Raw genomic sequence first — 13,508 nt, 5'->3', positions numbered from 1 at the left:
TCTCCTGGCCGATCCCCTTCGCGGGGGAGGAGACCGTCGGTGAACCTACCGCACGCCCAGCCGGGCGGTACCGGCAAAAAGAGGCTCCTCTCCGGCGTGGGAGAGGAGCCTCTTTCAGGGGGTCGGGCGCGGGTCAGCCGGTGCGTCGCGGCGGCTCGCCGTTCACGACGGGACCTCCCCCGCTGCCCGGATTGCCGCCTTCGGTGCCGCCGCCGAAGATGCCGCCCGGTTTGGTCGGGCTGGTCGTCGACGAGGACGTCGGATGCGACGAACTGGTCGGCGGCTCCGACGACGAGGACGTCGTGGACGGCGGAGGCGCTTCCTCGCTCGAGGTCTGGCGCGGCGGCGGGGCCGTCTTGCTCGACGTGACGACCTCGTCCGCGTCCTTGCCGATCGGCTGCACCTTGTCGAACTTCTCGTCCGGCTTGTCCTTCAGGTAGTTCGTCATGAAGTCCTGCCAGGTCGGACCAGCGATCGTCTTGCCGTAGATCGGTTTGTCGTTCTTGTCGTGCAGCGGCTGGGTGCCGTCGCCGCCGATCCAGACGGCGACCGAGATCGACGGCGTGTAACCGACCATCCAGGTCTGCGAGTTGCGGTCCTTGTACGAAGGCGGGTCGGTCTTCTTCGGGTCGTACTGCTGGGTTCCGGTCTTGCCCGCGCACTCGTGTCCGCTCGGGCACTTCAGGTGCGATTCGGCGATGACCGGGATGAGCGCGTCGGTCACGTTTCCGGCGATCTGCTTGCTCTTGTCCGCGTTGTCGTCGAACGCGGGTTTACCCTGCCCATTGGTGTTGTCGAAGATGACCTCGTCCTGCGAATTGGTGAGCTTCGCGACGAAGTGCTGATCGCGCCGGACCCCGCCGGAGGCGAAGGACGAATACCCGGCGGCCATGTCCTCCGGAGTCACCGACGTCTCACCACCGCCGAGAGCGATGTTGGCGTCGTTCGTGCCGAGCTTCGCCACCCCTTGCGGAGCTGTCCGAACGCCCGCTTCCTTGGCGGCTTCCGCGACCCGCGCCGGCTTCGTCCAGTTCAGCACCATGTCGTAGAACACGGTGTTCGCGGACACTTCCATCGCCTTCTTCACCGTGCATTGGGATCCGCAGCTGGCGCTTTCGCCCGCGTTGCGGACGACGCGGCCGCCGAGTTCGCGGTTGTTGGTGCCGTCGAAGGTCTCGCCGAGGCCCTTGCCCATCTTCAGCCAGGCAGTGAGGTCGAAGGCCTTCATCGACGAACCCGGGTTCTGTGGCTTGCTCGCCCAGTCCAGGGCGAGCGTGTCGTTGCCCTTGTCGTCCTTGATTGTGTTGGGCCCGCCGTAGTAGGCGACTACGCCGCCTGTTCTGGGGTCGATGGCGACCAGCGCTCCCAGCAGCTTCGGGTCGGTCTGGCCCTCCATGTTGTCCTGGACGGACTGCACCGCGAGCTTCTGCGCGTTCGGGTCGATCGTGGTGTAGATCTTCGCGCCGGTGGAGTAAAGCTTGTCCTCGTCGTAGCCCTTGTCCCTGAGCTCATCGATGATGCGCTGCCGGACGAAGTAGTCCAGCGTGCCCGCGTCCTGCTTCTTCTGCGCGTCGCGCGGGACCATCGTGGGCAGCTGCGCGGCCTTGCGGTCGGCGGGCGAGAGCCAGTGGTTGGCCACCATCTGGTCCATCACGTAGTTCCACCGCTTCTGGACGTACGCGGTGTCGCGGTCGCGGCTCGGGCCCTGGATCATCCCGGCGAGCAGCGCCGCCTCGGACGCGTTGAGCTGCGAGACGTCCTTGCCGAAGTACGCCTTCGACGCGGCGGCGATGCCGTTGGCGCCGCGCCCGAAGAAGACGATGTTCAGGTAGCCGGTGATGATGTCCGATTTGGACGCTTCGTTGTTCAGCTTGAACGACTTCGCCAGCTCGGTCCACTTACGGGTCAGCGTGGGGGCGTCGTTCTTGGTCGCCTGCTTGATGTACTGCTGCGAGATGGTCGAACCGCCGCCGGTGCCGCCGGTCGCCTGGTTGAAGACCGACCGCAGGATCGCCATCACGTTGAAGCCGGAGTTGGTCTCGAAGGTCGCGTCCTCGGCCGAGTACACGGCGTGCTTGACGACCTCCGGGATCTGGTTGGGCTGCAGCAGTTCGCGGTTGCCGCCCTGCGGGACCACGCGGCCCATCACCGATTTGTCGGCGTAGTAGAAGGTGATCGGCTGGCTCTGCTTCGCGAGCACTTCCTGCGGCGAGGGCACGTCGACCATGAAATAGGTGATCACGAACGCGATCGCGGGCACCACGACGAACAGGCCGAACATCGCGTACAGCACGCGCCGGATGATCTTCCACCGGCGTTTGCGGCGCTGCATCGGCGAAAGCGGGATCTTGGGCTTCTTGCCGTCCTCCTCGCCTTCCGCTTCGTCCTCGAAGTCGGCGTCGTCCGAGTACTGGGCGAGGCGGGTTTCCTCGTCGTACGGGTCGTAGCCGTCGTCGTACCGGTCGTCGTAGGGCGCGTAGCCGTTGTGCGCGGCGTGCGTGATCAGGTCCGGTTCGCGGTCGGTCTCCGGGTAGGACTGCGGAGGCGGCGGGACCGGGCGGCCTTGCGGCGGCCGTCCGTTGGGCGGCGGCTGGCGGAAGCCCTGGGTGGCGTTCCCGTTCGGACCGCCATTCGGACCGCCGTTGGGTCCGGGACGGCCGCCCGGAGGCTGGCGACGCGGCGGGGGCGCGCCCTGTCCGTCGAGGCTCTGGGACGCCCGGGTGCCCGAACCGCGGTCCTGCGGGGGGCCTTGCGGCGGGCGGCCCTGCGGGGCGCGGTTCTGCGGCATCCGCTGCGGACGGCGCGGCTCGTCGGCGGCGGGCCACTGCGGACCGCCCTCGTCGCCGCTCGGCCATTCGGGACCGGCTTCGGCTCTCGGCGCACGCGGCGGGCGCGGACCGCCCGCGGGAGGACGGCGGGGCGGCGCGGGGCGCCGGGGGGCGTCATCGGCTGGCCAGGCGGGACCGGGGTCCTCCTGCGGGCGCCGGGCACGGCGAGGTGCATCTGGCTCCTGGCTGGGCCAGGAGCGGTCGCGGTCGTCGTTCACGAATGGGCCTCCGAAGGCGGCACTGCCTGCACTGCCGCCGCCGTCGTCCGGGACGGACAGCGGCGCGCCGCCCTGCGTTCTGCAGCGGTTGTGGTACTCGTCACTGCCCGGCAGTCCTTCGCGGCCGGGTCGGCTGGGGCTCTCCCGTGCCGAGGACATAGGACAGGACCAGATGGTTCCAGTGGCACGTCCGGCACACCTCTACGTCATAGACGGTGAATTCCCCGAAAACCCCGGACATCCGGGCCAGTTCGGCGGGGGTGCGTGCCGATCCCGAGACGTGCTTGAGCTCGTCGCCGTACACCCAGGAGACGAGGTGCAGCGGCGCCCGGCGGCACATCGGACAGGCCCGGTCCTCGGGTCTGCCGTGGAATTTGGCCGCGCGGAGCAGGTACGGGCTCGCGTCGCAGACCTCGTGGTCTCCGACCCGTCCGGAGCGGACGCCCGCCAGCAGCGCACGGCGCTGCAAGGCGTAATCCACAACCTGCCGCTGGTTTCGCACGAGGACAGAGTACGGGCTCTTTCTGTGTCCGGGGTGCCCCCTGCTTTCCCGCACCCAGCGCGACCGTTCGGACACGCCGAAAGTTAGCTAACGCTCTGGTCACGGATCGCCGGGCGCGTGCTGGTCGCGGGTTACTTCCGCCACTTCGATGTATCGGCGCGATATACTCGCCGAGTAGGTTGGCTGAGCCGGCCCCGGGTGATCAACGAGGCCGGCCGCGGCGTATTCCCGGAATGGGGTGTGGTGTGCTCGAACTCGCGATCCTCGGATTGCTGCACGAGGCGCCCATGCACGGGTACGTGCTGCGCAAACGTTTGCACGAGACGCTCGGGATGTTCCGGACGTTCTCGTACGGCTCGCTGTATCCGACCTTGCGCCGGCTGCTGCGGGCCGGTTACCTCGTCGAGGAGTTCGACGAGGCGGACGACCGGGCGTGGTCCCGGCGCGGCCGCCGCGTCTACAAGCTCACCGCCGAGGGCAAGGAACGCTTCGCCGAACTGCTCGGCGACGCGGGACCGCAGACGTGGGACGACGAGGGATTCGGCGTCCACCTGGCGTTCTTCTCGCGGACACCGGCCGACGTCAGGATGCGCATCCTGGAAGGCCGCCGCCGCCGCGTCGAGGAGCGGCGCGAAGGGTTGCGGGACGCGCTGGCCAGGGCCGAGGAGAAGATCGACCGCTACACCCGCGAGCTGCACCGGCTGGGGCTGGAGTCGAGCGAGCGGGAGGTGCGCTGGCTCAACGAGCTGATCGCGCACGAACAAGCCGAGCAGCGCGGCCCGGAGCAGCCGGGACCGAGTTGAGCGGCGGCCGCAACGGGGCGGCAGACCTGCAGATGCAAGTGAATGAGATTGAAGGAGAAACCGGCATGGGCGAGAACCGCCGCGTTCGGGTGGCCATCGTGGGCGTCGGCAACTGCGCCTCGTCGCTGGTCCAGGGCGTGCAGTACTACCGCGACGCGGATCCCGGCACGCGCGTCCCCGGTTTGATGCACGTCCAGTTCGGCGAGTACCACGTGCGCGACGTCGAGTTCGTCGCCGCGTTCGACGTCGACGCGAAGAAGGTCGGCCACGATCTCTCGGAGGCGATCTCCGCCAGCGAGAACAACACGATCAAGATCGCCGACGTGCCGCCGCTCGGCGTCACCGTCCAGCGCGGGCACACCTACGACGGCCTCGGCCGGTTCTACCGCGAGACCATCGAGGAGTCCGACGAGGCCCCGGTCGACGTGGTCGCCGCGCTGCGCGCCGCACAGGTCGACGTGCTCGTCTCCTACCTTCCCGTCGGGTCCGAAGAGGCCGACAAGTTCTACGCGCAGGCCGCGATCGACGCGGGCGTCGCGTTCGTCAACGCGCTGCCGGTGTTCATCGCGTCCGACCCGGAGTGGGCGAAGAAGTTCGAGGACGCGGGCGTCCCGATCGTCGGCGACGACATCAAGTCCCAGGTCGGCGCCACCATCACGCACCGCGTGCTGGCGAAGCTGTTCGAGGACCGCGGCGTACAGCTCGACCGCACGATGCAGCTCAACGTGGGCGGGAACATGGACTTCCTGAACATGAAGGAGCTGGAGCGGCTCGAGTCGAAGAAGATCTCGAAGACCCAGTCGGTCACGTCGCAGGTCGACCGCGAGCTCGGCAAGGGCAACGTCCACATCGGACCGTCGGACTACGTGCAGTGGCTCGACGACCGCAAGTGGGCCTACGTCCGCCTCGAGGGCCGTGCGTTCGGCGACGTGCCGCTGAACCTGGAGTACAAGCTCGAGGTGTGGGACTCCCCCAACTCGGCGGGCATCATCATCGACGCGGTGCGCGCGGCGAAGATCGCCAAGGACCGCGGCATCGGCGGCCCGATCCTGTCCGCGTCGTCCTACTTCATGAAGTCGCCGCCGGAACAGTACGACGACTCGACCGCCCGCGACGCGGTCGACGCCTTCATCCGCGGCGAAGTGGAGCGCTGAGCCGCCGGTTGACTGTCCGTGAGGGGAATCCCGGGGGATCCGGGGTTCCCCTCACGGCTTTGTCCTGAGCCGCGTCACTCCCTGAGCGCGGCCGGAAGCGCCGCCAAATCAGGCAGCACCCTCGCCTCCCGCAGCACCTCCGGGTCCGGCGGGAAGTGCGGGTTCGGCACCGCGAACACCGTCATGTCGGCCGCGAACGCCGCGCGCAGGCCGTTCGTCGAGTCCTCCACCGCGGCGCAGCGGGAGGCCTCGACGCCCAGCAGCATCGCCGCGCGCAGGTAGACGTCCGGTTCGGGCTTGCCCGCGGCCACTTCCTCGCTCGACACGGCCACCGGGACCAGCGACGTCAGGTCGCACGCGGTCAGGAACGAGTGGATCAGCACCGGCGGCGACGAGCTGGCGATCGCCACCGGCCAGTGCCGGGCGATCTCGCGGACGACCTGGTCCGCGCCGTCGATCACCGGCGGGCGGTCGGCGTAGCGGGCGGCCATTTCGTCGATCACCGTGCGCGCGATCTCGTCCGGCGTGAGCTGCGCGCCCAGCGTTTCCACCAGGTAGCGCGCCCATTCCGGCGTGCTCATCCCCTGTTGCGCGCGGGTCGCCTCGGGCCGCCAGGTCCCGCCGTGTTCGGCGACTACCGCTCGGCGCACCTCGTCCCACGTCGTCTCGGAGTCCACCAGTACGCCGTCGAGGTCGAAGATCACCGCATCCACCGGTCCAGCCTAGGGGTCCTGGACTGGACCACCTTGTGAGCCGAATTACTTCGCTACCCTAACTAATTTTTGTTAGCCTAGCTAAGTGACTTCCTCGACGGGCGATTTGGCGCAGCGGCTGCGGCCGGTGGTCTTCCGGCTGTACTACCTGGTGCGCCGCGAATCCGCGCAGCTGCTGACCCTGACCCAGGGATCGGTGCTGTCGGAGCTGGTCGGCCGCGGGCCGAGCCGGATGAGCCGGCTCTCCCGACTTGAGCGCGTGCGGATGCCGTCGATGACCGACGTCGTGCGCAGGCTCGAACGGCTCGGCATGGTGACCCGCCGACCCGATCCCGACGACGGGCGCGCCGTGCTCGTGGAGGCCACTCCGGAAGGCGAGCGGTTCTACGCCGAGATGATCGCGGGCCGGGAGGCGGAGCTGCGGGCGCGGCTCGGCCGCCTCGACCCGGCCGAGCGCGCCGCCATCGACGCCGCGCTTCCCGCGCTCACCAAGCTGATCGCCGACTTCCACCGCGACGACCCCGCCGCGGAACTCGCCGCAATTTCTGAAGGAGGAACTGATCCGCGATGAGCGCTGAGCACCACTCGAGCCTGCTGGACGCGGTCAAGGGCCAGCCCAAACAGGTGTGGATCACCGCGTTCGCCGCGGTCATCGCGTTCATGGGCATCGGCCTCGTCGACCCGATCCTGCTGTCCATCGCCAAGGGCCTGAACGCTTCGCCGTCCCAGGTCACGCTGCTGTTCACGTCGTATCTCGGCGTGCAGGTGATCGCGATGCTCTTCACCGGCGCGATGTCCGCCCGGTTCGGGGCCAAGCGGACCGTGCTCGTCGGGCTGACCCTGATCGTCGCCGCGACCGCGCTGTGCGCCGCGGCCGGTTCGATCGAACAGCTCGTCGGCCTGCGTGCGGTGTGGGGACTGGGCAACGCCTTCTTCATCGCCACCGCGTTGTCGGTGATCGTCGGCGCGGCGACCGGTGGCCAATCCGGCGCGATCCTGCTTTACGAGGCCGCGCTAGGCGTCGGGCTCGCCGTCGGTCCGCTGCTCGGCGCGCTGCTGGGCACGATCTCGTGGCGCGGCCCGTTCCTCGGCACCGCGGTGCTGATGGTCGCCGCCCTGCTGCTCTGCTCGATCTTCCTGACCAGCGATTCGCGGCAGAAGCGCGATCCGGTCAAACTGCTCGACCCGATCCGCGCGCTCAAGCACCCCGGCCTGCTCCGGACGTCGATCGCCTCGGCGCTCTACACCGCCGCGTTCTTCGCGGTGCTCGCCTGGTCCCCGTTCGTGCTCGGCTGGAACGCCATCGCGGTCGGCCTGATCTTCTGCGGCTGGGGCCTCTGTGTGGCGATCGCCGGCGTGGTGCTCGCGCCGAAGATGGCCGCGAAGTTCGGCGAACGGCACGCCGCCGCGCTGGCGGTGACCGGGTACACGGTGCTGATGCTGGTGCTGGCCATCCCGAGCAAGCCGGTGGTGGTCGTCGGGATCGTCGTGTCCGGGCTGGTTTCCGGACTGCTGAACACGCTCTTCACCGGCACCGCGATGTCGATCAGCGACGCGCCGCGGCCGGTCGCGAGTGCCGGGTACAACTTCTGCCGCTGGTTCGGCGGCGCGGTCGCGGCCACGCTCGTCGGCCACCTCGCCGAGTGGATGGGCTGGGAGCAGGGTCCGTTCCTGATCGCCGCCGTGCTCTGCGTGATCGCCGCCGTGCTGCTCTCGCAGCGCGAGAAGAAGGCCGACCCGCACACCGTGCCGAGGGAGGCCGCGCTCGTCGGCGACGAGGAGTTCTGACCGCTTCGGCCACTCACCGCGATCGCCCCCGGACTGCCTGTTCGGGGGCGATCGTCGTCTTTGGGGGAATACATCCGCTGTTAACCTTTTAGTCCGATTCAGGGGGTTTTCGCCGCATACGGTCGCCGGGTTCCCACCGAGAAGCGACCCTGGAGGCCCCGTGTCCCTGGAGCCTGGACGACTGCTGCCCCTGTTCACCGCGCATTCCGGCGGCCGATCCCCGATCACCTGCGAATACCGCTGCGGCAACGCGTGCGCGCACGAGGCCCCGAACCCGACCGGCAACGAGTACTTCGGCGACATCGCCAAGGGCGTCTCGCGGCGCGGCGTGTTCAAGGCCGGCGCGGTGATGGCCGCGGCCGCGGGCGGGTTCGCCGCGCTGTCCGGCACCGCCGCGGCTGCCCCTCCGGCCCAGGCCCCTGCTCCGCTGGCGAAGGGCCGCGCCGTGCCCGGCACCGACTTCACGCCGGTGCCGCCGAACAAACTCGACGCCGTCAGCATCCCCGACGGGTACGCCCAGCACGTGGTGATCCGCTGGGGCGACCCGGTGGTCCCCGGCGCGCCGAAGTTCGATTTCCGCAAGCAGACCGCGGCCGCGCAGGCCAAGCAGTTCGGCTACAACAACGACTTCGTCGGCCTGATCCCGCAGGATCCGCTCGGCCTGCGCAATCTGCTGGTGGTCAACCACGAGTACACCACCGAGGTGCACCTCTTCCCGGCCGATCAGTACGACCCGGCCAATCCCACCGAGGAACAGGTGAAAATCGCCTGGGCGGCACACGGTTTGTCGGTGCTGCAGACCCTGCGCGACCCGATCGGCGGCGCGCTGCGCACGGTGCCCAGCCCGCTGAACCGGCGGATCACGCTCGACACGATTTTCGAGGTGCGCGGTCCGGCGGCCGGTTCGAAGTACCTCAAGACGTCGGCCGATCCGTCCGGCAAGCGCGTGCGCGGCACGCAGAACAACTGCTCCGGCGGCGTCACGCCGTGGGGCACCGTGCTGTCCGGCGAGGAGAACTTCCACCAGTACTTCGCCCACGCGGACAAGGTTTCCGATCCGACCGAGGCCGCGCGGCTCAAGCGGTACGCGGTCGGCACCGGCGAGAGCACGCGCAAATGGGAGCGCTTCGACAAGCGCTGGGACGTTTCGCGCGAGCCCAACGAGCCCAACCGGTTCGGCTGGGTCGTGGAAATCGATCCGAACGACCCGAATTCCACGCCGGTGAAGCACACCGCCCTCGGCCGGTTCAAGCACGAGGCGGCGAACGTCAAGATCACCGCGGACGGCCGGGTCGCGGTATACTCCGGCGACGACGAGCGGTTCGAGTACATCTACAAATTCGTCTCGAAGGGCAAGTACAAGAAGGGGAACTCCGCGCTCGCCCGGCGGCACAATTCGGCGCTGCTGGACGAGGGAACCCTCTACGTCGCCAAGTTCTCCGGCAACAGCCCGGGCGAGATCGACGGTTCCGGCAAGCTGCCCGCCGACGGCGAGTTCGACGGCACCGGCGAGTGGATTCCCCTTGCCAGCGGCGACAAGTCCTTTGTGGACGGATTCACCGCGGAGGAGGTCTACGTGTTCACCCGGCAGGCCGCCGACCGCGCCGGAGCGACCAAAATGGACCGTCCGGAGGACATCGAGCCGAACCCGGTCAACGGCCGGATCTACGCCGCGCTCACCAACAACTCCGACCGCGGCGCGGCGGGCAAGGCGGCCCCGGACGAGGCGAACCCGCGCACCCGCAACAAAAACGGGCACATCCTCGAATGGGACGAGGACCGCGGCGACGCCGCCTCGACCCGGTTCTCCTGGCGGCTGCTCCTCGTCTGCGGCGACCCGGCCACGGCCGACACCTACTTCGGCGGCTTCCCGAAGGACCAGGTCAGCCCCATCTCGTGCCCGGACAACGTGGCCTTCGACCCGCACGGCAACCTGTGGATCTCCACCGACGGCAACACCCTCGGCGCGAACGACGGCCTCTTCTCGGTTCCGGTCACCGGACCCGAGCGCGGGCACGTGAAGCAGTTCCTGTCCGTGCCGGTCGGCGCCGAGACGTGCGGTCCGGTCGTCACCGAAAACCTCGTGCTGGTCGCGGTGCAGCACCCCGGCGAGGACGCGCCGAGTTCGGCGAACCCGACCTCGCACTGGCCGGACGGCGGCAGCTCCCAGCCGCGGCCGGCGATCGTGTCGGTGTGGAAGAAGGGCGCCTTCGGATTGCCCGGCCGGATCGGCCGCCGGTAACACTTTGGGGTGTTTCTTACCGCCGATCGGGCTTCCTGGGTCTAGCTTCACCGCGTGAGGCGGGCAAGGAAAGTCGCGATCGGACGCACGGCGGGCGCGGCGGCGGGCACTGCGATGCTGGTCGGCGCGCTCGCCGTCGTCACTCCCGGGTCGGCTCCCGCGCAGGGGGCTCCGGAGTGCGGCGGCATCGCGGCCAACCCGAGCGTGGAGGACGCCGGTTCGCCCGGCGGAGCGCCGCGCGGGTACCTGTTCATCCCCGCCGCACCGGTTCCGCGCAGCACCCCGCCGGACCGGGTGCCGAAGCTGCTCACCAGCACCGCGCACGCGGTCGACGGGCGGGTCAACGCCCAGATCCAGACGCCGGACGGCCGTGTCAGCTCGGCTGCCCAGCAGGTGAAAGCGGTGCCCGGCGGGCAATACTCGCTGTCGGTGTGGTCGGCGACGGCGCAATCCGGCCTCGGTGCGCGCGCGAGCGCGACCACCGGGCTGCGCTTCGCCGACCGCGCCGGTCGCGTGCTGGTGGAGAAACCGCTTCCGGTGACGCACGACGTCGCGTCCGACGGCAGGCTCGCGCGGCAGGAACTGCCGCCGTTCACCGCGCCGGACGACACCGCGGCGGTCTCGTTTTTCGCCAGCACCAACCACAACTGGGTGCTGTGGGACTGCGTGCACGTGGCGCTCGCCGCGTTCGCGGTGAAGATGGAGGTGCGGAATCCGGCGGACGGAACGTGGGGCCCGTCGGCTGCCATCCCGGCCGGCGACGCCGCGCACTTCCGCATCTCCGTCTCCAACACCGGCTCCGAGCCGCTCACCGGGGTCCTCGTGAAGGACCCGTGGTGCACCGGGCTCCCCGGCGCGTTCGACCTCGCCGCGAACGCGTCGCGCGAAGTCACCTGCGACCACCCGAACCTCACCGAGGACGACAACGGGCACGTCAACACCGCGAAGGTCACCGGCACCGGTCCGGGCGGGCCGCTCGCCGAGCAGAAGGCGAGCGTGACGGTCACCGTCACGCCGCAGCCCGCGGTCGGCAAGATCGGCGACCGCGCGTGGAAAGACCTGAACCGCAACGGCATGCAGGACGACGACGAACCCGGCTTCCCGGATCTTCCGGTCACGCTCAAGGACGGCGCGGGCGGCACCGTCGCCACCACGCGCACGAACGCCGACGGCAGCTACCTGTTCGACCAGCGCAAGGACGGCACCTACCAGGTGTGCTTCGACATCTCGAAGCTGCCGGACGGCCTCACCGTCACCCAGCGCGGCGCGGGGGCGCCCGGTTTGGACTCGGCGGTCGACCCGGCGACCGGCTGCACCTCGCCGTTCACCCTCGGCGGCAAGGACCGCGAGCGGATGGACCTGGACATCGGCCTCGCCCCGCCCCCGCCGACCGTTCCGCCCGCGCCGAGCGGGCCTCCCGCGCCGACGGCGTCGGCTGCGTCACCTTCGCGGTAGCGGCTCCCCGACCGCCGAGCGTCGCCGTCAGGCGGATGCGAGACTGTGGCGGCACACCATGTCTCGGGGAGGTCTGGACCAATCATGACCGCGGCCGCCGACGCGCTGCCGGACGATCCGCTCCCGTGGCACCGCCGCCCGACGACCTGGACGTGGGCCGCCACCGGGGCGGTCCTCGTGCTGTACGCGGTGCTCGCCTGGCAACGCCGGTGGATGAGCGACGACGGACTGCTCGTGCTGCGCACCGTCCGGCAGATCCTCGCCGGGAACGGCCCGGTGTTCAACGTCGGCGAGCGTGTCGAGGCGAGCACGAGTCCGTTGTGGACCTGGCTGCTGGCCGGGGCCGGCACGATCCCCGGACCGCCGCTCGAATGGATCGCGGTGCTCACCGGCCTGCTGTGCGCGGTCGGCGGCTTGTTCTTCGGTTTGGACGGCGCCCGTCGCCTCTACGCCGGACCAGTGGCTCCCGCCGGGGCACTGGTGGTGTGCGCGCTCCCGCCGTTCCGCGACTTCGCGACCTCCGGCCTGGAAACCGGCCTGGTGCTGCTGTGGCTGGGGCTGAGCTGGTGGCTTCTCGTGCGCGGCACAGCGCCGATCGCCACCGCGATCGTGCTCGGGCTCGGCCCGCTCGTCCGACCGGACCTGGCGTTGTTCAGCGTGGTCGGCTTCGTCGCTCTCGTGCTGCTGCGCCGTCCGCGATGGCTTGCCGCACTGGGCTGGCTCGGCGCGGGAATCGCGATTCCGGTGGCCTACCAGGTGTTTCGGATGGGCTACTACGGACTGCTCACGCCGAACACCGCGCTCGCGAAGGAAGCGGCCAACAGCGACTGGCCGCGCGGCTTCGCGTATCTGACTGATCTCATCAGCCCGTACCTGCTGTGGATCCCGTTGCTGCTGCTCGTCATTGCCGCGGTCCTGGTGCGCCGGTCGCGCCTCTTGTTGCTGACGTCGTTGGTGAGCGGGGTTTTGCTCGCGCTGTACGTCGTGCGCGTCGGCGGCGATTTCATGCACGGCCGGATGCTGCTGCCCGCGTTGTTCGTGCTGCTGCTTCCGGTCATGGCGATCCCGTTGACCCGCAAGACAATCGCGTGCCTCGCGGGAGTCGCCGCCTGGTCCGTGATCGCGAGCGGCTGGCTGCGCGTGCCGTACGAAGGCACGCATCTGGCAGTGAGCGTCACCGACGAACGCGGCTACTGGTCCTGGGCGACCGGGCACGAATACCCAGTGCTGGCAACGGATTACCTCGGCCAGGACGTCATCCGCCACGCCGTCGACGCGGTCCAAGCGACGACGCGACCGGCCGTGCTCGTCTACAGCTACGGCGACGTGAAGCAGTGGTTCCGCTTCCCGACCAACCGGCCGTACGTGACCATGGCGGCCGACAGCATGGGCGCGATCAGCAACATCGTGTCCCTGGACGTCCGCATCCACGACGGTTACGGCCTGGCCAGCGATCTGGCCTCGCACTCGTCGTCCATCGCCGGCGGTCGCCCCGGACACTCGAAGTGGCTGGTCGCGGCCTGGGAGATCGCCGAAGCCGGATACGGCGACTACGCCACCGACGGCGAGATCCGGATGTTCCAGCCCGCCGAGATCGACGCCGCCCGCGCCGCACTGCGCTGTCCGGACGTGCAGAACGTGCTGGCCTCCACCCGCGAACCGCTCACTTGGAGTCGCTTTATCGACAATTTCACCGGCTCGGTGCACCGCACGGAAATCCGCTACCCGCGCGACCCGTGGGCAGCCGCCCAGTGCGCCCCGGCGAAGTGATCGACGACTCCCCGAACTGGCGAATCGGCGCCGGA

The 13,508-nt window shown here is 69.5% G+C and carries 10 protein-coding genes; 7 read left to right on the top strand and 3 right to left on the bottom strand.

The genetic code is table 11. The annotated features are described in order from the left end of the window. Positions 1 to 133: 133 nt before the first annotated feature. Both SSMG_RS38435 and SSMG_RS38430 read right to left on the bottom strand, forming a co-directional pair. Positions 134 to 2,788: a transglycosylase domain-containing protein gene (locus tag SSMG_RS38435; RefSeq protein WP_009085222.1), complete on the bottom strand. Its 2,655-nt coding sequence runs from the start codon at positions 2,786 to 2,788 to the stop codon at positions 134 to 136. 358 nt (positions 2,789 to 3,146) lie between these two features. Next, entirely contained in the window at positions 3,147 to 3,548 is a 402-nt protein-coding gene (locus SSMG_RS38430; protein WP_037716281.1) for a DUF5318 domain-containing protein, read from the bottom strand. Positions 3,549 to 3,793: 245 nt separating this feature from the next. On the opposite strand from SSMG_RS38430, the gene SSMG_RS38425 reads away from it, so the two are divergent. Then, the gene (locus SSMG_RS38425) at positions 3,794 to 4,351 is read left to right on the top strand and encodes a PadR family transcriptional regulator (protein ID WP_037716279.1); all 558 of its coding nucleotides are present in this window, start codon (positions 3,794 to 3,796) and stop codon (positions 4,349 to 4,351) included. Positions 4,352 to 4,416: 65 nt separating this feature from the next. Continuing rightward, entirely contained in the window at positions 4,417 to 5,505 is a 1,089-nt protein-coding gene (locus SSMG_RS38420; protein WP_009085217.1) for an inositol-3-phosphate synthase, read from the top strand. 74 nt (positions 5,506 to 5,579) lie between these two features. On the opposite strand, the gene SSMG_RS38415 is transcribed toward SSMG_RS38420, so the two are convergent. Beyond that, positions 5,580 to 6,218, bottom strand: coding sequence for an HAD family phosphatase (locus tag SSMG_RS38415; protein ID WP_009085215.1), 639 nt, complete (start codon positions 6,216 to 6,218; stop codon positions 5,580 to 5,582). 85 nt (positions 6,219 to 6,303) lie between these two features. On the opposite strand from SSMG_RS38415, the gene SSMG_RS38410 reads away from it, so the two are divergent. The 5 genes from SSMG_RS38410 to SSMG_RS38390 all read left to right on the top strand — a co-directional run bounded on the left by SSMG_RS38410 (position 6,304) and on the right by SSMG_RS38390 (position 13,473). After that, complete coding sequence (locus SSMG_RS38410; RefSeq protein WP_009085214.1) at positions 6,304 to 6,789, top strand: MarR family winged helix-turn-helix transcriptional regulator; 486 nt, start codon at positions 6,304 to 6,306, stop codon at positions 6,787 to 6,789. Beyond that, positions 6,786 to 8,006, top strand: coding sequence for an MFS transporter (locus SSMG_RS38405; protein ID WP_009085212.1), 1,221 nt, complete (start codon positions 6,786 to 6,788; stop codon positions 8,004 to 8,006). Before SSMG_RS38410 ends, SSMG_RS38405 begins: the two co-directional genes overlap by 4 nt. Before the next feature lie 160 nt (positions 8,007 to 8,166). Further along, on the top strand, positions 8,167 to 10,248 hold the full coding sequence (locus tag SSMG_RS38400; protein ID WP_037716276.1) for a PhoX family phosphatase: 2,082 nt from the start codon (positions 8,167 to 8,169) through the stop codon (positions 10,246 to 10,248). A gap of 54 nt (positions 10,249 to 10,302) precedes the next feature. After that, positions 10,303 to 11,703, top strand: coding sequence for an SdrD B-like domain-containing protein (locus SSMG_RS38395; RefSeq protein WP_009085209.1), 1,401 nt, complete (start codon positions 10,303 to 10,305; stop codon positions 11,701 to 11,703). 84 nt (positions 11,704 to 11,787) lie between these two features. Beyond that, positions 11,788 to 13,473: a hypothetical protein gene (locus SSMG_RS38390; protein ID WP_037716274.1), complete on the top strand. Its 1,686-nt coding sequence runs from the start codon at positions 11,788 to 11,790 to the stop codon at positions 13,471 to 13,473. The last annotated feature ends 35 nt before the right edge of the window (positions 13,474 to 13,508 follow it).

The organism is Streptomyces sp. AA4, from assembly GCF_000158875.1.
Lineage (GTDB): Bacteria > Actinomycetota > Actinomycetes > Mycobacteriales > Pseudonocardiaceae > Amycolatopsis.
The sequence above is the reverse complement of the archived record's forward strand: the minus strand, read 5'-3'. Positions and strand labels throughout refer to the sequence as shown.